Origin of the sequence: Niastella koreensis GR20-10 (genome assembly GCF_000246855.1) — a bacterium.
GTDB lineage: Bacteria > Bacteroidota > Bacteroidia > Chitinophagales > Chitinophagaceae > Niastella > Niastella koreensis.
This window is the reverse complement of the sequence record NC_016609.1, coordinates 2,352,965-2,378,412: the sequence shown is the minus strand read 5'-3', so window position 1 is coordinate 2,378,412 and position 25,448 is coordinate 2,352,965. Positions and strand designations below refer to the sequence as shown.

Here is a 25,448-nt window from a genome sequence, read left to right as displayed (position 1 = left end):
CCTTTCAGCGGCTTGTAAACGGGCATATTTTTGCGTGATTATCTACAGTTTCGTCATTACCAAATGCCAACTGTATGTATAAAAACTTTTTGAAGGTTGCCCTGCGCAACCTCTGGAAGAACAAAGCTTTTTCCATTATAAATATTTCGGGACTGGCAGTTGGCCTGGCGGTTTGCCTGCTGATCTCTTTATACGTTTTTGACGAACTGCATTACGACACCTACAATAAAAACGCAGGCCGCATTTACCGGCTCGATGCTGACCTGCTTTTCAATGGTACTAATTTTAACGCCGCCACCTCGCCCAAACCCCTGGCCCCTACACTGGTAAAAGATTTTCCGCAAGTGCAGCAAATGGTGCGCGTAAGTTTTGACAGGGACATCCTGGTTAAAAAGAACGATCAAAACGTTTTGGACCACCAGGCAGTATTTGCAGATTCCTCCTTTTTTAAAGTGTTTACAGCGACGATGATCGCAGGCGATCCCGCAACGGCTTTGAACGACCCCAATTCAATAGTTATTGACGAAACTACCGCACTCAAATATTTCAACAGCACAAACGTGGTGGGAAAGACCTTGTTTGTAGACAACACTGACCATCTTAAAATAACCGGGGTAATAAAAGACTTCCCCCGCCAGTCGCATTTTCATTTCCATTTCATGAGGCCGCTCGGCAAAGCTTTTTTTGGCAGTGAAGACGACTGGTTAACAAATGGGGTACATAGTTATATCCTGGTAGCGCCCGGTGCAAAGCGTGAGATCCTGCAAAACGAGATCGATGAAACCGTAAACAACTACCTGGCGAAACAACTGGAAGGTATGTTCCATACTTCTGCGCAGGACCTAAAAAACAACGGGAGTTACTTTAAGTATCACCTGATGCCGCTCACCGATATTCATTTACATTCTGAAAAAACATTCGAGTTCGAAGCCAACGGCAATATCAATTATGTATATATCTTTTCCGTGATCGCAATTTTCATCCTGTTGATCGCCTGTGTAAATTTTATGAATTTAACCACCGCGCGTTCCGCCAACAGGGCGCGGGAAGTAGGCGTTAGAAAGGTGACCGGTTCAACAAGAGGCAGTCTTATCATTCAATTCCTGACAGAATCTGTGTTGATGAGTTATTTTTCCCTGTTACTGGCGTTGCTGTTTACGTCCCTGACATTGCCATTCTTCAATAGGGTAGCCGGCAAACAAATGCAGGCAGGCACGCTGTTCTCTTCCTGGCTTACCCCGGCCCTGATAGCATTGGTGTTTGTGGTGGGCTGCCTGGCCGGCAGCTATCCTGCCTTTTATTTATCATCGTTCAAACCGGTACAGGTACTCAAGGGCAAAATAGCGGCGGGGTTTAAAAACAGCTGGTTGCGCAGCAGCCTGGTGGTTTTCCAGTTTAGTATTTCTATTATCCTCATCATTGGCACTGTGGTAATTTATAACCAGCTTAGTTATATCCACAGCAGAAAGATCGGTTATAACCGCAACCAGGTACTGGTATTGCACAACACCAATAATATTGGCAGCCAGATAGCCGCATTCAGGAATGAATTATTGAAATTACCCGGCGTAGAAATGGCCGCTATTTCGGGCGACCTACCCACGGCAGGAGCAGGCAATCTGAACAAACGCGGCTGGTTTCAGGATGCTACCCTCGATGCGAAAAAAGTAGGCGTATTTACCACCCTGCAGGTAGATGAAAATTATATCCCCCTTCTTGGGATGCAAATGGCAAAAGGCAGAAACTTTTCGAAGGAATTTCTAACCGATTCTACCGGTGTCATTATCAATGAAACCGCGGCCCGCATGCTTGGCTTTAAAGAGGCTCTCAGCTCTCAGTTATACCGCCCCGATGAAAACAATAAAACGTTGGCCTTTCACGTGATAGGCGTGGTAAAGGATTTTAATTTCAGCACCATGCGTGAAAAGGTAGGCCCGCTTGTAATGGAACTGAACAATAGCTGGGAAAACATCATGCTGCGCATCAATACCAAAAACATTCCTGCGCTTATAAGCCAGGTGCAAAATAAATGGAACAGCATGGCGCCCGGACTTACCTTCCGGTATACGTTTATGGACAACGATTTTAACAACCTGTACCAGGCAGAGCAACAAACCGGTACCCTTTTTATAACCTTTGCCGTGTTGGCAATATTTATTGCCTGTCTTGGCCTGTTTGGCCTGATCACCTATGCAGCAGAGCAACGTACCAAAGAGATAGGTATTCGCAAGGTGCTGGGAGCGGGTGTAAGCCGTATTGTTACCATGTTGTCGAAAGAATTTGTACGGCTGGTATTTATTGCCGCTATTATCGGTTTTCCCATAGCGTGGTGGGCAATGAATCAATGGCTGCAAAGTTTTGCCTATCGCATCCGCATCAGCTGGTGGGTATTCGTAATAGCCGGTTGCACCACCATGGTAATAGCTTTGGTCACCATCTGTTTCCAGGCTATCAGGGCAGCCATCGCCAACCCCGTTACTGCTTTAAAAAACGAATAACTCACCCCTTCCTCTCCCAGGAAGGGATCTTTGGTAAAACTTATATATTTTCGCTGCAATTGAAGCAAAATATATTATGAAATCAACCCACGTTTTAATTCTTTTGGGCTTACTGGCAGCCTGTAAATCACAGCCAAAGGAAAAAGAAACTGAAGCGCCCGCAAACGCACCTAAAGCAGAACCCATTGCCTGTTATCAGTATGCAACAGCCGCTGATACCATTACCCTTAAGCTGGTGAACATGGGCGGCACCGTAGGCGGCGCGCTGATTTATAAACTGAAGGAAAAAGACATGAACGCAGGCACCATCAAAGGCACCCTCAGGGGCGACATCCTGCTGGCTGATTATACCTTTAAGTCTGAAGGAACCCAGTCAACCCGGCAGGTGGCGTTCAAAAAAACCGGCAATGCTTTTATTGAAGGTTATGGCGAAACCACCAACGTAAACGGTGTGGAGCAATTCAAAAACGCTGACTCCATCGTTTACAGTTCTTCCATGAAACTGGAGGAAATCCCCTGTAAATAACAATAGACAATAGGCAAAGGCCGCGTCGCGGATTGCCGATTCACGATTTTTTATTGTAAAGTCTTTTTGGGAACCCCTTCAAAAGTTATTTTAACGGGTTTAATGAAACCATTTTCATCAAACTCCATTTTATCAACACAGGTTACCCGGTGATTACCGTCGGTTTCGCCAAGAGGCCGGCGGTGATACACAATATACCAGTCGTTACTCCCCGGAAATTGAAGCACCGAATGGTGACCAGCCCCCGTAGCCACGGCTGCATCCTGTTGTAATACGGTGCCAATACGCTCAAACGGGCCAAACGGCGAATCGCCGATCGCATAGGCCACCCGGTAATCAGGGCCCGTCCAGCCACCTTCGCTCCACATAAAATAATACTTATTGTTGCGGATAAACATAATAGGGCCTTCTACATAGCCTTTAGGCGTGATCTCTTTAAAAGTATTTCCATCTTCAAATGGAACCAACCCCGTAAAATCATTTTTCAGTTTGGTGATGTTGCAATGCCCCCACCCGCCGTAGATCATGTAGTATTGTCCGTCTTTGTCGTGAAAAACAAACTGGTCAATAGGTTGCGCCTTGTTCACAATTTTATCGAGCAGGGGTTTGCCCAGGTAATCTTTAAACGGACCTTCCGGCTTACTGGCAACTGCAACCCCGATACCTCCTTCCTGCTGCTCATTTTGAATATCGTTGGCGGCAAAAAACAAATAGTATTTCCCGTCCTTATTTACAATAGCAGGCGCCCACATGGCCCGCTTTGCCCATTTGATGGCAGCCGTATCAACAATGTGCTCGTGTTTGGTCCAGTTAACCAGGTCTTTCGAGGAGAAGGCATCCATAAACACCTGTTGGTTATATGGCGCCGAATAGGTAGGATAGATCCAGTATTGTTTGTTAAAGATCGCGCCTTCCGGATCGGCATACCAACCGGGAAAAACAGGGTTTCCCGATGTTTGTTTACCGGCAGTTTTCTGTGCCATTCCTGCCGACCAACTGATAACAGTGCTAATAAATAACAAAGGATATATGACTTTCCTCATATTCTTAGATAGTTGTAGTGAAATTAGTGCAAAAATCATTTTGCAGTCCCCTGGCTAACATTCATTTTTAAAATCATACAAACCTGATTAAAGTCAGCTACCAGGCAAAAGCTAAATTATATTTTGCGGTTGATAACAGCATTGGAAAATGAATACAGTACGGAAAATAGATCCGCTTTCGTCCGTTTCGGATATCGTGAACAACGATTACCGCACTGCCGAGGTGTTTCGGAAACATGGCATTGAATATTGTTGCGCGGGAAAATTCCCTTTACAAATGATCCTGGAATCACAGGACCTTGATGTGGCAGCAATAATAGCAGAACTGGAATTATCAATACATCCCATTGGTATTTCGCATGCACTGCCTTTTGAAAACTGGGACACTGGTTTTCTTATCGATTACATTGTAAATATTCACCACGCTTATCTGAAAAAGGCATTGCCGGATACCAAAGAGCAATTGGAAAAGTTTGTGGAAGGCCACTATAAAAAATTTCCCGGTCTTACAGAACTGGCGCTGGTCTTCAAAAGCCTCACCCTCGAAATGCTGCCGCATTTGCAACATGAGGAGGAGATCATCTTCCCTTACATCCGGCAGATATCGCATGCATTTCACAATAAAGCTTCCTATGCAAGTTTACTGGTACGAACGTTGCGTAAGCCGGTAGAAAATCTGATGCATCATGAGCATGACTCGATAAATAAGGTGCTGGCACAAATGCGGCAGCTCACCAACTCCTATACGCCACCTGAGCATTGCTGTACCAACCACCGGGTGATATATTCAAAGCTGCTGGAAATAGACACCGATCTGGCGCAACACATGCACCTGGAAAATACGGTTCTGTTCCCCCGGGCAATTGAAATGGAAAAAAAGCTGCTTTTTTTGTAAGTTCGCTTCTATGAATAATATAGATGCCACCCATCTGTCGGCCCTGTTTGTGCATGCCACGGAAGGCATTGTGCTTACCAATGGCGAAGGGGCTATAGTATTGATAAATCCCGCCGCCCAGCGAACTTTTGGTTATAATGAAACCGAACTGATCGGCAAAAAAGTGGAGATACTGCTCCCCGACCGCATTGCCAGCCACCATACTGAATTACGGGATGGCTTCTATCATCACCCGCAACACCGGGTAATGGGGCATGGCCGTGACCTGTATGGTAAACGTAAAGACGGGTCGGAGATCCCCGTGGAAGTGAGCCTGAGTTTTTATAAACGGGAAGAAGAATTATTTGTAATTGCGTTTATAGTTGATATTACCCACCGCAAAAAGATAGAACAGAACATCCTGTTGCAGCAAAAACAACTGGAAGAGATGACGAGTGATATGCGGAAACTGAATGCCGAGCTGGAAAGCAAGGTGGAAGAAAGGACCATGATCCTGAAGGAAGCCCTGCAGGAACTGGAGAAATCACAAAAAAGCCTGAGCGAAGCGCTGGATAAGGAAAAAGAACTGAGCGAAATAAAATCCCGGTTCGTGTCTATGGCTTCGCACGAATTCCGTACCCCGCTCAGTACCGTTTTATCGTCGGCCGCGCTGGCTTCCAAATACAACCAGCCCGAAGACCAGGATAAAAGATTACGCCACCTCAATATCATCAAGGATTCTGTTAAACACCTGAACGATCTGCTCGAAGATTTCCTTTCACTGGGTAAACTGGAGGAAGGAAAGGTTCACATAAAGACCGAACAGTTTGAAGTGGACCCTTTCATCCAGGAAGTGATTGAAGAGATCAAGGCCATCAACCGGAAAGACCAGCAGGTTCACCTGAACTGCATTGGCGACGGTTCGTTTACAACTGACAAAAAGCTATTAAGAAATATTCTAATAAACCTGCTTGGCAATGCCACCAAGTTCTCACCGGAGAATGCCAGCGTGTGGGTGAACGTTGACCTGAATAATCAGAAACTGGTATTATCGGTAAAAGATGAAGGCATTGGCATTGCAGAAGAAGACCAGCAACATATGTTCACCAGTTTCTTCAGAGGGCGCAATGCCATCAACATCCAGGGAACAGGTTTGGGTTTACATATTGTAGCCCGGTATGTTGGCTTATTGCAGGGAAATATCAGGTTGGAAAGCGCCCTGAACAAAGGCACTACTGTTACCCTGGAATTGCCGGAGCTGAAGGAGGAAGTTGACCGGTTGACGAGTTGACCAGTTGACGAGTTAACAGGTTAACAAGTTGATACGTTAACACGTTAATAGGTACGTTTGACGTTTCACGTTCCGCTCAGTGACAGGAAATAACGTGACCGGGCACATCGGCAATAACCGGACTGATAAAAGGAATACCAAGATTAAGACCGCGTAAAATTAATATCACCGCCATCGCCACTACCACATAGGGCATGGCGGCTTTCATTTGTTGCCGCACCGGCATGGTAATCCGCAGGCCGAATACACCCAAAGCAAACATGGCAGGTATAGTACCCACCCCAAAAAGAAACATAAACAGCATACTATTTATTACGCTATTGGCCGTTACCGCGCCGGCAATGGCCAGGTACACCATACCACAGGGCAATAATCCATTGGCCATCCCCAACAGAAAATAACCGCCCGGGTTGTTCGATCTTATAAACCGAAGCATAAGCTGTTGTATGCGTATATGAACTGCCTGCATCCATTTGGGTTGAACGGATGCCTGTTTATAAAAATAATTAAACGCCAGCCCCAGCATTACTACCCCCAATACAATGGTAAACCATCGTTGAAAACCCGCCAGGTATATTCTACGGCCAGCCAGTCCCAACAACGCCCCTATCAGCGTATAGGTAATTACCCGTCCTGTGTTATATAAAAAAATGGTCATTACCTGTTTCCATTTTTCCAGATGGCGAACAGGGAGCGCCAGCATCAGCGGACCGCACATGCCTATGCAATGCAAACTGCTTATAAGCCCTAACACCAAACCTGCCGTTACTATCGACCACATAAAATTTAATGGATGGTTACATATTCTTCAGAATAATATTGCTGTCCTTTGCTTTCCCACCTTACCTTAACGGTATATCTGCCAGGGAAGAATTGGCTGCTGTTAATAGTCTGCTCCCCTGCAGCATTTGTGTTCAGGGTTATCTGTCTGTCGCGTTTGGCGTCTGGCGCATAATAGAACCAGGCATTGCCTTTCACCGTTGTATTTCTCATTTCATCTGGCAATTGCAGTACCAGCTCATTGCCATTTTGCGCAATATGAAATTTGTTTCCCAACTGGTTGGCGCGGCTTTCACCATCTATTACCTGCTGGTACGATAACTCCTCTTTATAGTAGTCAGTTGAAACCAGGTCGTAATTGGTTTTTACACAGCGGTACACCAGGTACGACATTCCACCTACAAAAACCAGGAATACCAGCATCATTTTATGTCCCCAATTCAGTGTCATAATATTTTGTTTGATAAATCAATAATTACTGGCTAACCGGGCCAAGGAAATTAGTAGCGATCACATCTACTTTCTCATTTCCATTGTACAAGGCAATCCGGATGGGTTGCTTGCGCGAATGAATGCTATTGTTTGGCAGCACCACGAAGAAGGTACCAGCGCCCTGCCCTTCTTCCTTTACAGAGATGGCATTGTGTTCACCGATAATTTCTATGTGGCCGTTAATGCCTTCGAGTTTCAGCTGCAGTGGCACCCGGTTAATGGTTTTATTGGCCACTTTTATATTGTACAGGTTAGATACGCTGTCGGCCCCACGTTGCTGGTACAACATTCCCGGCGTACGCATCACGGTAGCATCAATTTCTTTCCTGGTGTATAATAACACCCCCAGGATCACCAGCAAACCGGTCAATAAAACACTATACAGTTTCATGCGGCCGGTGAAGTGCAGAGGCTCGCGGTTCTCGATGCCATTTTCCGATGCATACCTGATAAGCCCCAGGGGCTGGTTGATCTTTTCCATAATGGCATTACAGGCATCTATACAAGCCGTGCAGCCCACACATTCAAGCTGGTTGCCGTTACGGATATCTATCCCGGTAGGACAAACCTTTACGCACTGCATACAATCTATACAATCGCCCAGTTCGCGGGTTACTTTCTTGTTATATTTTCCCCGGGGTTCGCCGCGTTTATGGTCATACGCCACAATCATGGAGTTGCGATCCATTAACACCCCCTGCAGGCGGCCATACGGACAAACGACCGTACAAACCTGTTCGCGGAAAAATGCATACACCGCATAAAAGATACCCGAGAAAATAAGGATCGAAAACAACCCGCCGATATGTTCCGACACCGGTTCGGTAATTATTTTACCCAGTTCTTTAATGCCGATGATATAGGACAAAAAGAAATTGGCAATAATAAACGACATCCCGAAAAACACCAGGTGCTTACTTGTTTTCTTCATTATTTTCTTTCCCGTCCAGGGCGCCTGGTTCAGCAGGCGTTGTTCAGCCGCATTGCCTTCGATGGCATATTCAATTTTACGGAAGAACATTTCCATGAAGATGGTTTGCGGACAAACCCAGCCACAAAATAAGCGGCCAAAGGCAGCAGTGAACAATACCACAAACACAATGAACGTAACCATGGCCAGGCCGAAGATGAAAAAATCCTGTGGCCAGAACACTTTACCAAAAATGATAAAATGCGCCTGGGTTACATCAAACAGAAACAAAGGTCTGCCATGCACATACACAAATGGCAAGGCAAAGAACAGGATAAAAAAGCCCCGGCTTATCCAGGTACGGAGAGTATATAATTTACCAACGGGCCTTTGCGCATACACCCATTTCCGTTTACCGGCAGCATCTACCGTCGCGATCCTGTCGCGAAACGATTCCTGTTCTTCGGTAGAAATGGGGGTTATTTTAGATTCAACTTCCACTATCTAGTTTTTTGAAACTTCAGTTCCTTTATTGCTTACAGAATCGGTTTTACCAACTTCTTCCTGGTACAGATCGCCCTGTTTGGGTTTACCATTGGGCGGGTTGGAACCGTGGATGGATTTTATATAACTGGCTACCTGTGCAATCTGCATGGGCGACAGGTCATCTTTCCAGCTGCGCATCCCTTTCTCGGGCCAGCCATATTTAATGGTTTTGAAAACGTCTTTAATACCACCGCCGTGCAGCCAGTAATCATCGGTTAAGTTCGGCCCTACAATACCTTCCCCTGCTTTACCATGACAGGCAGCGCAATTCTGACTAAACACTTTTTGGCCGGCTTCCAGGTCTGCCGCTGCTGTTAATTTCTTGATGGTGCTCTCGTCCACGTTATTGGCCGATTTCTTCAGATAAGCCGCTTTCTGTACTTCAGCCTCGTTCATGGCTATCTGGTATTCTTCTTTGCTTAATGGAGCTGTTTGAGCAATATGGTAGCGCCAGATATAGATGCCGGCGGCCAGGATGGAGATATAAAATCCATACAGCCACCACGGAGGTAACCGGTTGTCCAGCTCCCGGATGCCATCGTAATCGTGCCCCAGGTCAAGATCCGCTTCCTGCTCAATGGGCTTAAATTTGTTCAACTTATGCCATACACTGATAGCGGGTTTCAATTTGAACTCTTTTGCCCCGGCTACACCTTCTTTCGTTCTTGTTTTACCCAGGAAAACGCGCAACTGGTACAACAGCACAAACACCACCAGTAATTCCAGAGCTATCACGCTCACCATGAAATAAAAAGTAGTTTCGGACAAAGCCCCATATGAGCTGGTAGTTTGGGCCGCGGCTGTAGCAGCCGCCTCACCACCTTGTGCGAACGAAGGCGCTGCCATCAATACGAGGGCGATGATGGACAGTGCTTTAATAACACCTCCGCTCCCGGCAGCCGTTTGTTGTTCCGTATCTTTTTGCTTTTTATAATAATAACCGGCGGCGCCTATTACTACATTGGCCAGCAACCCAATAGCCAGCAACAGGATAGCCATTATAACAATCATTGTTACTACAAACGGATCATACAGGGAGGACTCTACAGGGGCATGACCGCCTCCCTCCGCCATTACAAATGGCGCGGTCAATAAAAAGGCGGTCAGTGCAGCAACTGCTTTACGCATACAATACAATGTTTTAAGGTGGTTAGTCTAAAGGAATACGGCTGATGTCATAGATCAATTTCTTATCGCTCTTAAGCACCCACAGCAACATTACCAGGAAGAAAAGACCGAAGATGACAAACGAGATCAGTGGGTAAATGCTCACACCGGTTATCTTTTCCAAATAGTGTATAAACTTCATATAATTAGTTTTTAGCAGTTTGCTCTTTAGGCATTGCCTTTATGTCTTTCCCAAGACGTTGCAGGTAAGCGATCAGCGCTACGATCTCTGCATTTTTGGGTGTTTCAATTTTATCCATCTTTAAACTGATGCGGATGCTGTTGGCCTGCGTCATCAGGTCATTATTGGCTTGTTTATCGTAGCCTGCAGGGTATGGTACTCCCAGGGTTTGCATGGCCCTGATTTTGGCCGGGGTGCTCGCCGTATCAATTTTATTATCCAGCAACCAGCTGTAGGAAGGCATAATAGAACCGGGCGACATGATCCGGGGATCCATCATATGGTTGTAATGCCAGCTATCCGGGTATTTACCACCTACCCGCGCCAGGTCGGGACCCGTTCTTTTTGAACCCCACTGGAAGGGGTGATCGTAAACAAACTCACCGGCCTTTGAATATTCGCCATAACGGGCTACCTCATCGCGGAACGGACGGATCATTTGGGAGTGACAGGTATAACAACCTTCGCGTACATAAATATCCCGGCCCTGCAGTTCAAGTGGTGTATAGGGTTTTACACTTGCAATGGTAGGCACGTTACTTTTCACCAGGAAGGTGGGGATCATTTCAATGGCGCCGCCAATGGCTACAACAATCAGGCTGAACACCAAAAGGGTCATGGGTTTTCTTTCGATCCACCGGTGCCAGTGTTCACGGGCATGCGATGTTTCCTTTTGCAAAGGAGCTGCTTCACACACTTCGTTGGCAATGAAATACCCTTTAGCGGCTGTTTTAACCAGGTTGTACACCATCAGCAGGGCGCCAATGAGATACAGGGTACCCCCGATACTACGGGTGATATACATGGGAATAATATGGGTCACAGTTTCAAGGAACTGGAATTTCAACTGTCCTTCTTCAGTAAAGGTCTTCCACATCTGCGCCTGGGCAAAACCGGCCCAGTATAACGGCACAGCATACAGTACAATACCGATGGTGCCCAGCCAGAAGTGATTAGTGGCTAATTTCTTTGAATACAGTGGCGTGCCCCACATGCGTGGCACCAGCCAGTACAACATGCCGAACGCCATAAAACCATTCCACCCTAAACCGCCAATATGCACGTGGGCGATGGTCCAGTCGGTAAAGTGCGAAATGGCGTTTACGTTTTTCAGCGACAGCATGGGGCCTTCAAAAGTGGCCATGCCATAACAGGTAACGGCAACCACAAAGAATTTCAGTACGGGATCTTCACGTACTTTATCCCAGGCGCCGCGTAAAGTAAACAAGCCGTTAAGCATACCGCCCCAACTGGGCGCCAGCAGCATAATGGAAAAAACGGTACCGAGCGACTGCGCCCAATCGGGCAAGGCGGTGTATAATAAGTGGTGCGGACCGGCCCAGATGTATATAAAGATCAATGCCCAAAAGTGTATAATAGAAAGCCGGTACGAATAAACGGGCCTATTAGCAGCTTTGGGCAGAAAATAATACATCAGACCGAGTATGGGTGTGGTAAGAAAAAAAGCTACCGCGTTGTGCCCATACCACCATTGCACAAGCGCATCCTGTACACCGGCATACCAGCTGTAGCTTTTAAAAAAGGAAACAGGTATCTCCACTGAATTTACAATATGCAACAAGGCAACCGTTACCCAGGTGGCGATATAAAACCAGATGGCAACGTACAGGTGCCGTTCCCGTCTTTTTATAATGGTGCCAAACATGTTGATGCCGAAGATCACCCAAACCAGGGTAATGGCAATATCGATGGGCCATTCCAGTTCGGCATACTCTTTACCGGTGGTAAACCCAAGCAACAGGGTAATGGCGGCAGCCACAATAATGCCCTGCCAGCCCCAGAAGTGCAGCTTGCTTAATTTATCACTGAACATACGTGCTTTACAAAGCCGTTGCAGGGAATAATAAACCCCGGTAAAAATACAGTTGCCAACAAATGCAAAAATGATGGCATTGGTATGCACAGGGCGTACCCGGCCAAACGTAGTGGGCGCATAGCCTAATGCGGCCCCGGGGGCGTACAATTGAATGGCCGCATACAAACCGGCCAGCATACCTACAATGCCCCAGATGGCCGTGGCCATGGCAAACCATTTAACGATCTTGTTGTCGTAATAAAATTTTTCAACTTGCATAGAGATATTCCGGGTTTGAGATTTTATAATTCGGCGATCTGTTTACTGTTGGTTGTTATTCGATGGAGGGTTTACCGGGTTATCGAATAAAATGCGTTGTGGCGGGGAGAAATCGTCATCCATCTGGCCGGAGCGTACGCTCCATATAAAAGCAGCCAGGAAAATGGCGGATACAGATATACTTGCAATAAGAAGGATCACGATAGCGCTCATAACTTTAATAAATTATCTCTTCACAAAACTATTCGCGGGCAGCAACCTGTTGAATGAGAAGCCTCAAAACAAAACCTGATTTTAATCATATGTTAAGGTTGGCGCTTAGCACTTCAATAACCGCGCAGCTATATTGCCACTGCCAAAAGTGACCAGTAAAATGCTGAGTGAACTGGCAGGCATCAGAATAGCGGCAATCAACGGGCTCAGATCGCCCTGTACCGCGAATGAAAGACCTACTATATTATAGGCGATGGATAAAATAAAACTGGCTACAACAATGCGTTTATTGACTTTACAAAGTTTTATAAAGGCAGGAATTCTGGAGAGTTGCCCGGCATCGATAATGGCATCGCTGGCCGGGGTAAAGTTGTTACAATCCTCCGTCACGGCAATGCCCACATTGCTTTGCTGCAGGGCGCCTGCATCGTTCAGCCCGTCGCCCACCATCATTACCTTTTTTCCATGCCGTTGCAGGGATTGGATATAGCGTAATTTATCTTCCGGTTTCTGATGAAAAAGTATAACGCTGTCAGGGCCCAGCAGCTGCTCCAGGCTGGCTTTTCCGGCGGCATTGTCACCCGATAAAACCGACAGACTGTAATGTGGCTTTAAGCTTTTTACCAGCTCCGGTACCGATTCCCTGAACTGGTTACTGAATTGAAAACAGCCCTGCATCTCATCGTCGCAACTGACATATACTGCCGTGCCTTCCGGTTGTTTATTTTTTCCGGCAACCCACGCATAGGCGCCCAGTTTTATTAAGTGCCCACCTACCAATCCTTCCACCCCATTACCGGTAACCTCACGAAAATCATCAACCGGCATTTTTCCTGTCCGGCCAATGTATTTCACCAACCCCTTGCTCAACGGGTGATTACTGCAGGCGGCCAGCGTGGCGATCTGCAGCAATTGTCTTTTGCTTAATGGCCTGCCGAAGTATTCGATCTGCTGTTCATGCGCCGAGGCCAGCGTACCGGTTTTATCAAATACAATATGATCTATCCGGGCCATATCTTCAATAACCTGGGCGTTGCGGAGATAGAACTTATTACGCCCTAAAATGCGCAGGATAACCCCATTGGTAAAGGTGTTGGACAACAACAGGGCGCATGGACAGGCCACTATTAAAACGGCTGTGATTGCGTTCCAGACCTTACTGCTGTCCACGACCGACCAGTAAACAGCTGCCATGGTGGCGATTCCCAACAGGATATAAGTAAACCAGCGGCTCAGCAGGTGCACAAAAGAGCCGCTTTTGGCTTCATTTCTTTTGAAGTCATTATCCGACCACAATTTGGCCAGGTAACTCTGCGCCACTTCCTTTACCACCAGTATTTCCATCACGCTGCCGGTTTGTTTGCCGCCGGCATATACGATCTCCCCCATTTCTTTGGTAACAGGCAACGATTCCCCGGTAACAAAACTATAATCGATAAAACCCCTGCCCCGGGTAAGAATGCCATCCGCAGGGATCAGTTCTTCATTATGAATAACCAGCGTATCGCCCACCTTTATATCGGGCAGCGCGGTAGGAATTTCCTTATCATCTTTCAGTACAGATACCGCCACAGGGAAATAAGAAGTAAAATCGCGTTCAAACGATAACTGCTGGTAGGTTTTATCCTGGAATACCCGGCCAACGAGCATAAAAAACACAATGCCCGACATTGAGTCGAAATAACCACCTCCTGCGCCACTGACTACTTCATACACACTTCTGCCAAAGGTTATACCAATAGCCAATGCAATGGGCGCATCTATATTGAGGTGTTTATGTTTTAACGCTTTCCAGCCGGAACTGAAAAAAGGAATGGCGCTGTAAAAAACAACCGGCAGGGCCAGGATAAAATTCAGCATGCGAAACACTCCCTGCAGCGCTTTTTCCGATCCTTCCAACCCCAGGTATTCGGGAAAGCTGATCAGCATGATATTGGCAAAACAGAACCCTGCAATGCCCATCCGGTAAAGCATTTGCTGGTTTACCGGCGATTTCTTCAAACCCAGGTTATTTAAACTGATATAGGGCTCGTACCCGATACTGGTAAGCAATTCCGCCACCTCGCGTAACGAGACCTTATTATGATCAAAAACTATAGCTACTTCTTTTCGCGTAAAATTTACAACAGCGCTGATGACACCTGCATGTAACCGGTGCAGGTTCTCCAGCAGGTATAAGCAGGAACTGCAATGAATTTGCGGCAGGTAAAAAGTGATGTGGGTTTGTTTATCATCGGCAAAGGAGATCAACTGCCGTTGAATATGATCTACTTCCAGGAAAGCGAATTTATCTTTCCGCACTGCAATCCGCTGGTTGGTTCCGGGCTGGCCGTTGAGGTCATAATATTCGCAAAGCCCGCTTTGGTTCAGCAGCTGATATACCATTTTACACCCTTCGCAGCAAAAATATTTTCCATTTGACGTGACCTTTCTTTCCTGGCAGTTTTCACCGCAATGGTAACACACAGTTTGCTTTCCGGTAGCGGCTGTAGGCATATTACAATTTTGGGTGCTAAATTAGCCGCCCATTACCGGCAGGGGGATGAGCAAATTCAACAAAAAAAATGACTTTCGTCAGGTTTGATCCCCGCCGTATTTGTATTTTTATCCCGCTAATAAATATATCAAGAATGAAATCGATTTTAGTCATAGACGACCATAACCAGATCAGGGAAAATATAGTGGAAATTTTAAGTTTGGCCGGGTATAACGCCTTCGGCGCAGAACACGGCAAACAGGGCGTGGAAAAAGCCATTAAAGAAAAACCCGACCTCATCATTTGCGACATCATGATGCCCGAACTGGATGGCTACGGGGTGTTGCACCTGCTGAAAAAGAACCCCGATACCGAGCACATTCCTTTTATTTTCCTAACGGCAAAAGCCGAACGCAAGGATTTTAGAAAAGGTATGGAAATGGGCGCCGATGATTACATCAGTAAACCATTCGATGACATCGAACTGCTGAATGCAATTGAAGTAAGGCTGAAGAAGATAGAAATTATGAAAACGCAGTTCCCTGCCGGGGAAAAAGGCGCTAATGAGTTGATAAAAGAACTGAAGGGTTCCGGCATGCTGCCACTGGATCCCGATCAATACGACAGTGAACGCCTGAGCAAAAAAATGACCCTTTACAGCGAAGGCAAACGCCCCAAATACCTGTACTACGTTAAAAGCGGAAAAATAAAAACTTTCAAGGTGCATGACGAAGGGAAAGAATATATCACCAACCTGTACAGCACCGGCGATTATATAGGTCATGTAACCTTACTGGAAGATACCAACTACGACGACACCGCCGAAGTACTGGAAGATGCAGAAGTGATCGCCATTCCCAAAGATCACTTTTTGCAGGCCGTGTACAACGACATGAACATCGCTTCCAAATTCATTAAACTGATCTCGAAAGAAGTAAAGGAAAAAGAAGAGAGACTGATGCGGCTGGCGTATGGATCGTTGCGTAAACGTGTAGCCAAAGCGCTGGTAGACATTCATCAGAAATTCCATGTGGCCGACCAGGTCGCGCAAAACATTGACATTTCCCGGGAGGATATTGCGCAATATGTAGGCACCGCTACAGAATCGTTGATCCGCACGCTGAGTGACTTTAAAGCGGAGAAATTAATTGAGATCAAAGGAGGCAAAATTAAAATTGAGCAACCGGAAAAGCTGCGGAACTTATTATATTAATAAGAACAATGTGCAAATTAGTAAATTTGGAAATGTGAAAATTGTTTCTGCTCAGCACTCTTATTATTATCATGGCAGTCTGCGCTGTTAACTGAAGGCCGCGCAGAGGCATTTTCACATTTTCACATTATTTCGTTCCGGCTATCGGGTCTCAGGCTAATGGTAATCTCCCGGCCATGGTCATTTTGTTGCTTCAGCGTCCAGCCATTGGTGATGGTCGTTTCCAGCCAAATGTTCCCTGACCGGCGGAATACCTGCGCCGCCAAACCGAACCGGTCCCTGAAAGTACTTTCCAGGTCAGACACAGTCATCACATCTTCAATAAGCAGATCTCCCTCCCCTTTTTTAGAGGTGTATGCATCCTTTAATTGCAGGGCATGCGCTACCTGTTTTTGTCTTGGATAAATATTCCTGCTAAAATCAACGTTCTTGAAGAACTCGATCTTTAAATATGGATACACACTGGCAAATTGATTTTGCACGTCAGTGATCAGTCTTTCACCATAAATTGATAAACGCATAGTCAATAATTTTCAATTTTATAAGATTCAATTTCCAGTTTCTATAACAAAAATACCAGGAATGAAGCCGGTAATATATGACACCTGTTACCAGCCAGGCTGATAATCCTCAAAACAAATAATGACACTTAAATGGCCTTGCTGAAGGTCTGCTGCGGGCTGGCAGCATCACGGCGAAGAAGGTGCAGGTCAAAAGCTTTGCAAATGTTCCTGATAAAATGCCGTCCTGTTGTTGTTACTTCCACACGGTCTTTATACAGGGTAACCAGTCCATCGTTTTGCAGATCGCGCAGCATGGGCAGGCACCATTGCTCCAATTCAGTTGTGCAAGACGGATTAAAGATAGTGCGGCCCTGGCAGGCCATATCCAGGATATGGCGGCGGAACAGAGCATCTTCCTTACTCAGGAAATAACCTTTGTGAACGGCCAGGCTGCCCGAATGAATAGACTTGTAATACCCCCCCAAAGTCTTTTCATTCTGGGCAAAGGCCGTGTTCGTATCACTGATAGCCGATACACCGAGTCCCAGGAGCATACCGCTTTTTTGCGTGGTATAGCCCATAAAGTTCCGGTGCAGGGTTTGTTGTTGCCATGCAGTATACAATTCATCGCCGGGTAAAGCGAAATGGTCCATGCCGATATTGGCATAACCTTGCGCGGAGATCAGTTCTTTTCCCAACAGGTACAACGATAATTTTTCCGCGGCATCGGGCAAATCATTTTCATCGATCAGCCGCTGCGCATCTATTACGCGGGGCGTGTGCGCATAACTGTAAAAAGCAATGCGATCGGGTTGCAGGCTTAACGACAGGGAAATGGTATGTGCCAGCCTGTCACCGTTTTGCCGCGGAAGTCCGTAAATGAGATCGAAATTAACAGCGGTAAAACCGGCGGCGCGGGCCGTTTCTGTAGCCTCTTGAACATTTTCAAAAGGCTGGATGCGGTTAATAATGCGTTGAACCTCGGGGTTGAGGTCCTGCACGCCATAACTGATACGGCGAAAACCCAACTGGAATAATTCATCCAGGTGTTCACGGGTAGTGTTGTTAGGATGTCCTTCAATACTGAAGGCATAATCGTCATGTATAATGGAATCTTTTAAGAGTGTTGCAATCAGCCGGTGCAGATTGGCCGGCGAGAAAAAAGTAGGCGTACCACCGCCCAGGTGAATTTCCCTGATCACTGGCGGCGTATCCATTAATGCCCGGTACAGACGCCATTCTTTTAAAATGGCTTCCAGATAAACTTCTTCTACTTTATGATTGGTGGTGATCTTTTTATTACAACCACAGTAAGTACAAAGCGATTCGCAGAAAGGAAGGTGCAGGTACAAACTAATGCCTTCTTCGTTATTACAAATGGTAAACTGCTGGCGCACCGCTTCTTTCCACAGCTCACTGTTTATCCCTTCATTCCAAAAAGGTACGGTGGGGTAACTCGTATACCGCGGCGTTGGTTGATTATATTTTTGCAATAAAGCCTGATCTATGTGCACGGGGTAGTATTTATTCAAAAGTACCCCCACTGCCACGGTAGAAACCTGATGTGTGTCAACTTGTTACCTGATTTCAGTCAAATATGCAAATAAGCCTTGTTGAACTACCGGTCGTCACGGTCTTTTTACCATTCAACTACGGATTCGGTTTACTGCTAATGATATTTATATTAAAACTAACAGGCAGTAGTTACATTTATTAAGCCATATGAAAAGAACTAACTAAATATTATATTATGGCCACCCGTCTGTCCGTACAGCACGTACTCCCCGATTCCAACTTCACCTGTTTTGTGATCCCTTCGCTTTTCTCCCAAACAGCATGTGAAGCCTTATTAAACACTGAGATCAAAAACTCATTTCAAAAAGCCAACTCCAATTACCCCACCTATTACCGGAATAACGACCGGTTTGTAATAGACGATGAAGCATTAGCCGCCAGGCTGTTTCAAAAAGTAAAACCATATTTGCCTACAACCATCGAAGTAAACAATGCCATTCCTGCCGAAAACGGCACCTGGCAATTAAAAGAATTAAATACCCGGCTCAGGTTTTGTAAGTATTCCGCCAATCAGTATTTCCATCGCCATCTCGATGGGGTGCATTATCGCAGTGAAACGGTACAATCAAAACTTACGTTCATGATCTACCTGAACAGCGCCACAGAATTTAAAGGAGGCAGAACGCTGTTCTTTAAAACAAAAGAAACAAATGAGATCTGGGCATCGTATATTCCCAAACAGGGCGACCTGATCGTGTTTGATCACAATGTGTGGCACGAAGGCGAAGTATTGTCGGAGGGCGAAAAGTTTGTGCTGAGAAGTGACATCCTGTATTCCAGAACAAACGGCAGTTCACAAAAAGAACCTTTCGCAGGACACCTGGGGTACATCTGGTCGTTGTTAAAATTCGATGACGATACTATTTTAAGCGGCGGCAGGGACACCAGCATCAAAGCCTGGAGCATTGCCGGCGAAGAAAAAATGTCGTTAAAAGAACACCGGAACTCTATTCTTAGTCTGGCGAAAATAAATGCCAATACTTTTATTTCAGGTTCCCGCGACCAGCACATTATTGTCTGGAAAGATTTCAAAGCAATACAAAAGATCAGGATCCACAATGCCCTTGTACTATCTTTATGCCGCATAACCGATAACACGTTTGCCTCGGGCAGTGGCGATAACACCATTCACCTTGCAGACCTCAATGGTACTATTTTACAAACATTCACCGGGCATACCAACTGGGTTTGGCAGGTACTGCAACTCAATGAACAAACTATTGCATCTGCATCGGAAGATCAATCCATTAAAATATGGAACAAAGCAACCGGACAACAACTTGCTTCCTTTACTGAGAACGCGCCTGTCATCAGCCTGGCTTTTCATGCTCCCACTAACCAATTGATCAGCGGTAACCTGCATGGCGACATTACCATCCGAACGCTGAACAACAATTCCAGCACCACCTTCAAAGCGCATAACGGCATTATCAGAACGATAAAGGTCATCAACAACACCCTCGCAACAGGCGGTGAAGACAACAAGGTAAAGCTTTGGGATTTCAACGGTCAATTACTGACCGGGCTCGAACACCAGAACTTTGTACAGTCCATTGAACAGCTCGCCGATAATGCAATCATCAGCGCTTCGTATGATGGAACGATAAGGGTGTGGGAGATTTAATATCGGGTTGAAATAAGACACGGTAAAATTTTGTACTGGGGGGCAGTACAAAATTTTACTATAGAGTATACTTTACATACAACAGTAAATATTCTGTCGAATTTTACTTCTATCCTTATTGCATATCCTAAATTATTTAGTATCTTCCATATCCCAATCAGCAAATGTAGATTTCCCACTCATTATTGTTAACACGTGCCCTTTCAGGTATGAAAGACGCCTTTATGCTTTTGTTGTTATGCATCGAGATATATACTGTACGAAATCAACCAATGAACACCGTACTTATGAGTTTGTAAGTGATGGACCCAAAGGCTCCATTAAAAAAGTAATTAACTTTGATGAAATGGGTGATAACTTTTTTAATTTATCGTTTGGAGACTGGGATGAGACTGTACCGGAATTGGATGATAAAGTAAGGAGTAATAACCATGACCGCGATAAAGTGTTAGCAACGGTAGCCGGAGCCGTTATGAGCTTCATCAAATATTATCCCAATGCAATTGTATTTGCAAAGGGAAGCACACCCGCCAGAACCAGGCTCTACCAAATGGGAATTCTCGCTAATTGGCAAGAGATCAGCATCTTATTAACTGTTAAAGGATATATAGATGGACATTGGCAACCTATTGAGAAATGTAAGAATTACGAAGCTTTTATGGTAAAAATAAAATAAATAATGTATCTTTATTATATAAAATAAGGTTGTTTATGTCAGCAACACCATCACTTGAAGATTACACAAAGAATATTATTATAGTCAAAGAATTAAGAGATTATAGTAATGACCCTTTCGTTAAAAGAAAGCGGGAAGAAGCAATTGAGTTTTTAAAAGAACATGGATTGCCTAAAGAATATACTGACAAATACGGCATACCTGAATTTATGAAGAAGAAATAAATAAATTAATTCTTATAATACATGCAAAACCATTCGCCACGGCGGATGGTTTTTTATTTATGAGTCATCAGTAGATCATTATGACTTATAAATAGCCAAACTATACCTCATCAATTCCTTACTTTAAGTCATCAATAACTAACAATAACTCATCAGTAACCAACTTTACGTGTCAGTGGGCAACATTCCGTCGTAAAGGAGCAACTTTGTGTGGAAAGTTCGAAAGATTGCGTTGAAAGTTTACAAGATTGGATGATAAGTTCAAAACATTACATAGAAAGTGTCGAAGTCTTGTTGAAAGTTTCAAACTTTTGCACTAAAGTTGGCAACTTATGCGGCAATGTTGGTTAAAATTTTCAATTTCCCATGAGAAATTATGTTTCGCACATGGGAAATTTAGCTTCGCACCTGGGAAATTATGTTTCGCACATGGGAAATTTAGCTTCGCTCATGAGAAATTAAACTTCGCACCTGGGAAATTGGATTTCGCTCATGAGAAATTTGGCTTCGCACCTGGGAAATGCGGCATTGTTAGTCCTAAATGCGGCATCTTAAGTTAGAAACGCCGGTCTGTTTAAAAAACTGTGTCAGGGCAACAGCTTCTGCCTCAATCTTTTTGACCTGATCCGATAAATCCCTAAATTTCCATACGATTCATAACAGCACCCAACCAGCCAATCATACGATATGAAAATCTTACTTGCCTGCCTGATTCAACTATTGGCCATAAGCGCCTTTGCACAACAATTGCAACCTGTTCCCTCAGGCGTTATTCATTGGAATGAGCTGCCTGTAACAAAAGGCGATCACCGCGAAAGCCGGAAACTTACCCAGGGCACTACTCCCGAATTTGATTATTTTGAAGTGCATGCCACCACCCAGGAAAAAGGCGCTCCTCCCCGACCACCGCATGCGCAAAAAGACCGGGAAGAGCTGATTATTATAAAGGAAGGCACCATGAAGTGCACGGTAGGCAATCAAACAAAAAGAATAAGCGCAGGCAGCGTGATCCTGATACCACCACAGGAGATGCAGGCCTTCGAGAATGTTGGCAATGGCCCACTCACCTACTATGCTTTTGCCTTTCGGTCAAAAAAACCTATAGACCTGGAACGTAGTAAAAAAGCAGGCGGCATATTGATCCTTAACATAGACTCATTACCTTTTAAAAAGACAGATAAAGGCGGCTCACGCAAATACTTTGAACGCCCCACGGCTATGACCGATTTCTTCGAAATGCACGTAACGCAACTGGACCATGCCGGCCCCAGCCATGCCCCGCACCAACACGTGGAAACGGAACTCATATTAATAACCGAAGGCAATACCTCCATGGTCATCGATGGTAAAACCTATACCGGTGGCCCCGGCGATCTGTACATCATGGAAAGCGGGAAAATGCATGGCATTACCAATGTAGAAGATAAGCCATGCAGTTATTTTGCTTTTAAATGGAGATAGTTCTCTTGTTAATTCTGTTAAAGAAAATAAACGAGGTAATCCAAAAACCAAATGAGATTACTACGCTGAGTGTAGTATGTATACCATCAACCGAGGTGTGTGCTACAAATGCAGAAGCAAATACGATGCCTACGCCAATATAAGCCCATTCTTTAATTCTTGGTGGAACTACCGGCAGGATCAGGACCAGCGATGCAATGATCTTTGCCACGCCTAATTCGATCCGGAAGAAACCGGGAAAACCAAAATGTTTAATACCTGCTTCCATTACCGGGCTTGTCAAATACATATAACCGGCCAGCACTAAACTCAAACTCAACAACCCTGTTACGATCCAGTAAATGATCTTGTCTCGTTTCATCTTATTGTTTAAGAATAAGACTTCAGCTCATATTTTTTGTGACACTGATCTTTTGCGGATAGGCCATAAAGTAAACGTTTTCTATTTTTTCCCCTTCCGTTGTATCAATAGCAATCAAAACATTGGGAATGGTTTCATTGCCGGTTTGATAAAAGGCCGCCCCGCTTAATCCATTTACCGATAGAATTTCGGTTCTGGCAAATGCTGCGAATTTTTCCATTCCATTCACCAACAACTGTATCACATTTTCTCTTCCAAACACCGGGTTCAGCAGCGTGTTGGCGCTTCCGCCTCCATCCACATACACCACTACATCTTCCCGTAACAATTCAATAAGCGCTTCGGGGTTCTTATTAATACAGGCATGTAAAAACGCCCGTAGTATTTTTTCGTGGTTATCCCTGTCAACCGTAAACCTCGATTTTTCGAGGAGCAATTTCTTTTTTGCCCGGCTAAAATGCTGGCGGCAATTCTCGTAAGTAATATCAAAAATGGTTGCAATTTCAGGGTAATCCAGCTCAAAAGCTTCTTTCAATATTATCACGCCCCGTTCAATGGGCGTAAGCTTTTCAAGCAGGTACAGAAACCCGATGGAGAGTTGGTCCCTCACCTCCATATTTTCAACTTCTGAGGTGGAGAGCAGTGGTTCCGGCAGCCAGGTGCCCAGGTAGGCTTCCCGTTGTTTTTTGAGCTTTTTTAAATGAGTAATGCACTTATTGCTGATGGTTCTTATAAGGTAGAATTTTATATTATCTACATGCGACCTGTCGGTATTCAACCAGCTCATAAAGGTTTCCTGCACCATATCTTCCGCATCGGACGAGGTGCCCAGCATATTATAGGCTATTGAAAACAGCATTGGCCTGTACGCATTAATATCCTGATTTTTTGGCTCCATACCCTTAAGACACCAGCTGGCCGGTTTTGTGACAGACAGGCCTATTTTTTTATTAACAACGCATCAATACTCCAGCGAAACGAATGCTGTGTGAATAAGAGCAGTCCGGCCCCAGTAAATACAAACACCGGATAGTTAAAAGGCGCAGCTATGCCGAGGGAAGCGATCATGAACACCGCAAAGGTAAGCGTGATAATAGCCGCTCCCAATCCCATCCATTTCGTTTTAAAGCCAACGATAAGGCAAACGCCCAGCACCACTTCGGCAATGGTGGCTAACAAACCGGCTATATTGGCCGTAAGCAAACTGGTAAAGGGCATTAACGTGTGGGTGTAGGCTACAAAATGCGACCAATCGCCCCAGGCTGCTTTACCAGAACCAGGGACGCCCATGAATCCTAACCGGTCACATACAGGTAATAAAAAGCCAAGCCCCAGAGCTATCCGGGCAAAAAGCTGTGCTAAAGCTGTCACGTTTAATTTCATAGGTACAAAGCTATACGAACCGCCCATTTCCTTTCTTAAAGTAGTTTAAGTTATTTGATCCGGGCCGCAGGTAGCTTTGTGGAAAATATTAAAAGATGAGCAAAAGGATTGATCTTCAGCAATTACAACCCAAAGCATACGAAGCTATGTATGCGCTTGAAAAGTATTTGAGTCAAAGCAAAATAGAGCCTTTGTTAAAGGAATTAATAAAGATCAGGGTATCCCAGATAAACGGTTGCTCCTATTGTATTAACATGCATACAAAAGATGCAAGAAAACTCGGTGAAACCGAACAACGTATTTATGGACTGAGCGCCTGGCGCGAAACTCCTTTCTACAACGATACTGAGCGGGCGGTGCTGGCGCTGGCGGAGGAGATCACCCACATTTCCGTACATGGCGTAAGTGACGAAACCTACAACGAGGCGCTGAAACAATTAGGGGAAGAAAAACTGGCCCAGGTAATAATGGCCATCATCACCATTAATGCATGGAACCGGATTGGCGTAAGCACCCACATGAGGCCCACGCTGGACCATATGTAGAACATGTTTAAAACCGGGGCGTATATATATAATATGATTCCCGGGTTACAAGTTTCAGGTTACAGGGTAAGCATGTGCATGCTGAACAATGGCTGAGTTCCCGAATTATAGGAACCCTGTAACCTGCAAACTGTAACTTGTAACTGCTTTTAATTTCCCCCCGATTTAACTTTCGCGCGGAGCATACTCAAAAACTCCGGGGTAAACCCTAAAAACGAGGCAAGCATGTATTGCGGAACCTGTTGAACAAATTCCGGGTAGTTTTTCACGAATTGAAAATAGCGTTCTTCGGCAGAAGTAACCAACAGCAACTCCATTTTTCTTAGCGCGGCTGTATAGGCCCGCTGCATCAACAACCTGAAATAATTATTCAACACAGGAATTTGTTGAAACAGTTCATCGGAATCTGACCGGGTAATGATGGCAATTTCTGAATCTTCTACTACCTGGATATTATATGTTGATGGAATGTTGTTTTGAAAACTCTGATAATCGCTGATCCACCAGCCAGGAATGGCAAACTGCAGGATCTGTTCTGTCCCATTGTCAGTTATTGAATACAAACGTATACAACCTGATAATACAAAATAATTACCCGAACAGATCTGTCCCTGCTTTAAAAGAAACTCCTTTTTTGATACCTTTTTATACTTCAGTTTCGACAGTAAAATTTCCCGTTCCGTTTCGTTGATGCGAACAAAGCGAGCTAGGTGATCAAAAAGCAGATCAAACATGTGAAGTGATTTATCAATGAAGGTACAAAAGGGCACTGATGTAGTAACTTTTGCGCA

The 25,448-nt window shown here is 45.1% G+C and carries 25 protein-coding genes; 10 read left to right on the top strand and 15 right to left on the bottom strand.

Annotation, left to right across the window (positions count from 1 at the left end; all coding sequences use genetic code 11):
- Nucleotides 1–74: 74 nt before the first annotated feature.
- Nucleotides 75–2,498 carry an ABC transporter permease gene (locus NIAKO_RS09595; protein ID WP_014218221.1) on the top strand — a complete coding sequence of 808 codons (2,424 nt, stop codon included), beginning with the start codon at nucleotides 75–77 and terminating at the stop codon, nucleotides 2,496–2,498.
- Between the two features lie 76 nt (nucleotides 2,499–2,574).
- Nucleotides 2,575–3,024, top strand: coding sequence for a hypothetical protein (locus NIAKO_RS09590; protein WP_014218220.1), 450 nt, complete (start codon nucleotides 2,575–2,577; stop codon nucleotides 3,022–3,024).
- A 50-nt stretch (nucleotides 3,025–3,074) separates the two neighbouring features.
- Here NIAKO_RS09590 and NIAKO_RS09585 read toward each other — a convergent pair whose 3' ends face one another.
- The gene (locus NIAKO_RS09585) at nucleotides 3,075–4,007 is read right to left on the bottom strand and encodes a glycoside hydrolase family 43 protein (protein WP_242675438.1); all 933 of its coding nucleotides are present in this window, start codon (nucleotides 4,005–4,007) and stop codon (nucleotides 3,075–3,077) included.
- 208 nt (nucleotides 4,008–4,215) lie between these two features.
- Here NIAKO_RS09585 and NIAKO_RS09580 point away from each other — a divergent pair, with 208 nt between their 5' ends.
- Nucleotides 4,216–4,962 (top strand): DUF542 domain-containing protein, encoded by a 747-nt coding sequence (locus NIAKO_RS09580; protein ID WP_014218218.1) that lies wholly within the window; start codon nucleotides 4,216–4,218, stop codon nucleotides 4,960–4,962.
- A 10-nt stretch (nucleotides 4,963–4,972) separates the two neighbouring features.
- Nucleotides 4,973–6,232: a PAS domain-containing sensor histidine kinase gene (locus tag NIAKO_RS09575; protein WP_014218217.1), complete on the top strand. Its 1,260-nt coding sequence runs from the start codon at nucleotides 4,973–4,975 to the stop codon at nucleotides 6,230–6,232.
- A 76-nt stretch (nucleotides 6,233–6,308) separates the two neighbouring features.
- Here the strand turns inward: NIAKO_RS09575 and NIAKO_RS09570 are convergent, their stop codons facing one another.
- The 8 genes from NIAKO_RS09570 to NIAKO_RS09540 all read right to left on the bottom strand — a co-directional run bounded on the left by NIAKO_RS09570 (nucleotide 6,309) and on the right by NIAKO_RS09540 (nucleotide 15,112).
- On the bottom strand, nucleotides 6,309–7,013 hold the full coding sequence (locus NIAKO_RS09570; protein WP_014218216.1) for a sulfite exporter TauE/SafE family protein: 705 nt from the start codon (nucleotides 7,011–7,013) through the stop codon (nucleotides 6,309–6,311).
- Nucleotides 7,014–7,018: 5 nt separating this feature from the next.
- Nucleotides 7,019–7,462: a FixH family protein gene (locus NIAKO_RS09565; protein ID WP_014218215.1), complete on the bottom strand. Its 444-nt coding sequence runs from the start codon at nucleotides 7,460–7,462 to the stop codon at nucleotides 7,019–7,021.
- A gap of 25 nt (nucleotides 7,463–7,487) precedes the next feature.
- Nucleotides 7,488–8,915, bottom strand: a complete 1,428-nt coding sequence (gene ccoG / locus NIAKO_RS09560) for a cytochrome c oxidase accessory protein CcoG (RefSeq protein ID WP_014218214.1) — start codon at nucleotides 8,913–8,915, stop codon at nucleotides 7,488–7,490.
- Nucleotides 8,916–8,918: 3 nt separating this feature from the next.
- A complete protein-coding gene (locus tag NIAKO_RS09555) occupies nucleotides 8,919–10,088 on the bottom strand; it encodes a cbb3-type cytochrome c oxidase N-terminal domain-containing protein (RefSeq protein ID WP_014218213.1) in 1,170 nt (389 codons plus the stop codon).
- Between the two features lie 22 nt (nucleotides 10,089–10,110).
- Nucleotides 10,111–10,269 carry a hypothetical protein gene (locus NIAKO_RS09550; RefSeq protein WP_014218212.1) on the bottom strand — a complete coding sequence of 53 codons (159 nt, stop codon included), beginning with the start codon at nucleotides 10,267–10,269 and terminating at the stop codon, nucleotides 10,111–10,113.
- Nucleotides 10,270–10,273: 4 nt separating this feature from the next.
- Entirely contained in the window at nucleotides 10,274–12,403 is a 2,130-nt protein-coding gene (gene ccoN / locus NIAKO_RS09545; RefSeq protein ID WP_014218211.1) for a cytochrome-c oxidase, cbb3-type subunit I, read from the bottom strand.
- Nucleotides 12,404–12,445: 42 nt separating this feature from the next.
- Nucleotides 12,446–12,616, bottom strand: a complete 171-nt coding sequence (ccoS, locus tag NIAKO_RS37710) for a cbb3-type cytochrome oxidase assembly protein CcoS (protein WP_014218210.1) — start codon at nucleotides 12,614–12,616, stop codon at nucleotides 12,446–12,448.
- A gap of 105 nt (nucleotides 12,617–12,721) precedes the next feature.
- A complete protein-coding gene (locus NIAKO_RS09540; RefSeq protein WP_014218209.1) occupies nucleotides 12,722–15,112 on the bottom strand; it encodes a heavy metal translocating P-type ATPase in 2,391 nt (796 codons plus the stop codon).
- Between the two features lie 134 nt (nucleotides 15,113–15,246).
- On the opposite strand from NIAKO_RS09540, the gene NIAKO_RS09535 reads away from it, so the two are divergent.
- A complete protein-coding gene (locus tag NIAKO_RS09535) occupies nucleotides 15,247–16,305 on the top strand; it encodes a response regulator (protein WP_014218208.1) in 1,059 nt (352 codons plus the stop codon).
- Nucleotides 16,306–16,427: 122 nt separating this feature from the next.
- On the opposite strand, the gene NIAKO_RS09530 is transcribed toward NIAKO_RS09535, so the two are convergent.
- Both NIAKO_RS09530 and hemN read right to left on the bottom strand, forming a co-directional pair.
- Nucleotides 16,428–16,826, bottom strand: coding sequence for a hypothetical protein (locus NIAKO_RS09530; RefSeq protein ID WP_014218207.1), 399 nt, complete (start codon nucleotides 16,824–16,826; stop codon nucleotides 16,428–16,430).
- A gap of 128 nt (nucleotides 16,827–16,954) precedes the next feature.
- Entirely contained in the window at nucleotides 16,955–18,322 is a 1,368-nt protein-coding gene (hemN, locus tag NIAKO_RS09525; protein ID WP_014218206.1) for an oxygen-independent coproporphyrinogen III oxidase, read from the bottom strand.
- A 236-nt stretch (nucleotides 18,323–18,558) separates the two neighbouring features.
- Here hemN and NIAKO_RS09520 point away from each other — a divergent pair, with 236 nt between their 5' ends.
- From NIAKO_RS09520 to NIAKO_RS09500, 4 genes are all read left to right on the top strand, one after another.
- Nucleotides 18,559–20,007 (top strand): 2OG-Fe(II) oxygenase, encoded by a 1,449-nt coding sequence (locus NIAKO_RS09520; protein WP_014218205.1) that lies wholly within the window; start codon nucleotides 18,559–18,561, stop codon nucleotides 20,005–20,007.
- A 238-nt stretch (nucleotides 20,008–20,245) separates the two neighbouring features.
- Nucleotides 20,246–20,683, top strand: coding sequence for a DUF6934 family protein (locus tag NIAKO_RS09515; protein WP_014218204.1), 438 nt, complete (start codon nucleotides 20,246–20,248; stop codon nucleotides 20,681–20,683).
- Nucleotides 20,684–20,718: 35 nt separating this feature from the next.
- Nucleotides 20,719–20,907, top strand: coding sequence for a hypothetical protein (locus NIAKO_RS09510; protein ID WP_014218203.1), 189 nt, complete (start codon nucleotides 20,719–20,721; stop codon nucleotides 20,905–20,907).
- 687 nt (nucleotides 20,908–21,594) lie between these two features.
- Nucleotides 21,595–22,368, top strand: coding sequence for a cupin domain-containing protein (locus tag NIAKO_RS09500; RefSeq protein WP_014218202.1), 774 nt, complete (start codon nucleotides 21,595–21,597; stop codon nucleotides 22,366–22,368).
- Here the strand turns inward: NIAKO_RS09500 and NIAKO_RS09495 are convergent.
- From NIAKO_RS09495 to NIAKO_RS09485, 3 genes are read right to left on the bottom strand one after another with little or no spacing between them, the layout of a single operon-like run.
- The gene (locus tag NIAKO_RS09495; RefSeq protein WP_014218201.1) at nucleotides 22,355–22,729 is read right to left on the bottom strand and encodes a DoxX family protein; all 375 of its coding nucleotides are present in this window, start codon (nucleotides 22,727–22,729) and stop codon (nucleotides 22,355–22,357) included. The two genes, NIAKO_RS09500 and NIAKO_RS09495, sit on opposite strands and share 14 nt — an antisense overlap.
- Nucleotides 22,730–22,751: 22 nt before the next feature.
- Nucleotides 22,752–23,627: a sigma-70 family RNA polymerase sigma factor gene (locus NIAKO_RS09490; RefSeq protein WP_014218200.1), complete on the bottom strand. Its 876-nt coding sequence runs from the start codon at nucleotides 23,625–23,627 to the stop codon at nucleotides 22,752–22,754.
- 41 nt (nucleotides 23,628–23,668) lie between these two features.
- Entirely contained in the window at nucleotides 23,669–24,112 is a 444-nt protein-coding gene (locus tag NIAKO_RS09485) for a DoxX family membrane protein (protein ID WP_041348334.1), read from the bottom strand.
- Between the two features lie 95 nt (nucleotides 24,113–24,207).
- Here NIAKO_RS09485 and NIAKO_RS09480 point away from each other — a divergent pair, with 95 nt between their 5' ends.
- Nucleotides 24,208–24,657 carry a carboxymuconolactone decarboxylase family protein gene (locus tag NIAKO_RS09480; protein ID WP_014218198.1) on the top strand — a complete coding sequence of 150 codons (450 nt, stop codon included), beginning with the start codon at nucleotides 24,208–24,210 and terminating at the stop codon, nucleotides 24,655–24,657.
- Nucleotides 24,658–24,806: 149 nt separating this feature from the next.
- On the opposite strand, the gene NIAKO_RS09475 is transcribed toward NIAKO_RS09480, so the two are convergent.
- Nucleotides 24,807–25,391 carry a Crp/Fnr family transcriptional regulator gene (locus tag NIAKO_RS09475; RefSeq protein ID WP_014218197.1) on the bottom strand — a complete coding sequence of 195 codons (585 nt, stop codon included), beginning with the start codon at nucleotides 25,389–25,391 and terminating at the stop codon, nucleotides 24,807–24,809.
- Nucleotides 25,392–25,448 lie beyond the last annotated feature (57 nt).

Coding starts and splice junctions, on each gene's coding strand:
- NIAKO_RS09485 (WP_041348334.1), bottom strand. CDS start 24,112: ATGAAATTAAACGTGACAGCTTTAGCACAGCTTTTTGCCCGGATAGCT.
- NIAKO_RS09510 (WP_014218203.1), top strand. CDS start 20,719: ATGTCAGCAACACCATCACTTGAAGATTACACAAAGAATATTATTATA.
- NIAKO_RS09495 (WP_014218201.1), bottom strand. CDS start 22,729: ATGAAACGAGACAAGATCATTTACTGGATCGTAACAGGGTTGTTGAGT.
- NIAKO_RS09580 (WP_014218218.1), top strand. CDS start 4,216: ATGAATACAGTACGGAAAATAGATCCGCTTTCGTCCGTTTCGGATATC.
- NIAKO_RS09530 (WP_014218207.1), bottom strand. CDS start 16,826: ATGCGTTTATCAATTTATGGTGAAAGACTGATCACTGACGTGCAAAAT.
- NIAKO_RS09480 (WP_014218198.1), top strand. CDS start 24,208: ATGAGCAAAAGGATTGATCTTCAGCAATTACAACCCAAAGCATACGAA.
- NIAKO_RS09520 (WP_014218205.1), top strand. CDS start 18,559: ATGGCCACCCGTCTGTCCGTACAGCACGTACTCCCCGATTCCAACTTC.
- NIAKO_RS09475 (WP_014218197.1), bottom strand. CDS start 25,391: ATGTTTGATCTGCTTTTTGATCACCTAGCTCGCTTTGTTCGCATCAAC.
- ccoN (WP_014218211.1), bottom strand. CDS start 12,403: ATGCAAGTTGAAAAATTTTATTACGACAACAAGATCGTTAAATGGTTT.
- NIAKO_RS09540 (WP_014218209.1), bottom strand. CDS start 15,112: ATGCCTACAGCCGCTACCGGAAAGCAAACTGTGTGTTACCATTGCGGT.
- NIAKO_RS09575 (WP_014218217.1), top strand. CDS start 4,973: ATGAATAATATAGATGCCACCCATCTGTCGGCCCTGTTTGTGCATGCC.
- NIAKO_RS09565 (WP_014218215.1), bottom strand. CDS start 7,462: ATGACACTGAATTGGGGACATAAAATGATGCTGGTATTCCTGGTTTTT.
- ccoS (WP_014218210.1), bottom strand. CDS start 12,616: ATGAGCGCTATCGTGATCCTTCTTATTGCAAGTATATCTGTATCCGCC.
- NIAKO_RS09500 (WP_014218202.1), top strand. CDS start 21,595: ATGAAAATCTTACTTGCCTGCCTGATTCAACTATTGGCCATAAGCGCC.
- NIAKO_RS09550 (WP_014218212.1), bottom strand. CDS start 10,269: ATGAAGTTTATACACTATTTGGAAAAGATAACCGGTGTGAGCATTTAC.
- NIAKO_RS09535 (WP_014218208.1), top strand. CDS start 15,247: ATGAAATCGATTTTAGTCATAGACGACCATAACCAGATCAGGGAAAAT.
- NIAKO_RS09595 (WP_014218221.1), top strand. CDS start 75: ATGTATAAAAACTTTTTGAAGGTTGCCCTGCGCAACCTCTGGAAGAAC.
- NIAKO_RS09555 (WP_014218213.1), bottom strand. CDS start 10,088: ATGCGTAAAGCAGTTGCTGCACTGACCGCCTTTTTATTGACCGCGCCA.
- NIAKO_RS09585 (WP_242675438.1), bottom strand. CDS start 4,007: ATGGCACAGAAAACTGCCGGTAAACAAACATCGGGAAACCCTGTTTTT.
- NIAKO_RS09590 (WP_014218220.1), top strand. CDS start 2,575: ATGAAATCAACCCACGTTTTAATTCTTTTGGGCTTACTGGCAGCCTGT.
- NIAKO_RS09515 (WP_014218204.1), top strand. CDS start 20,246: ATGCATCGAGATATATACTGTACGAAATCAACCAATGAACACCGTACT.
- NIAKO_RS09490 (WP_014218200.1), bottom strand. CDS start 23,627: ATGGAGCCAAAAAATCAGGATATTAATGCGTACAGGCCAATGCTGTTT.
- NIAKO_RS09570 (WP_014218216.1), bottom strand. CDS start 7,013: ATGTGGTCGATAGTAACGGCAGGTTTGGTGTTAGGGCTTATAAGCAGT.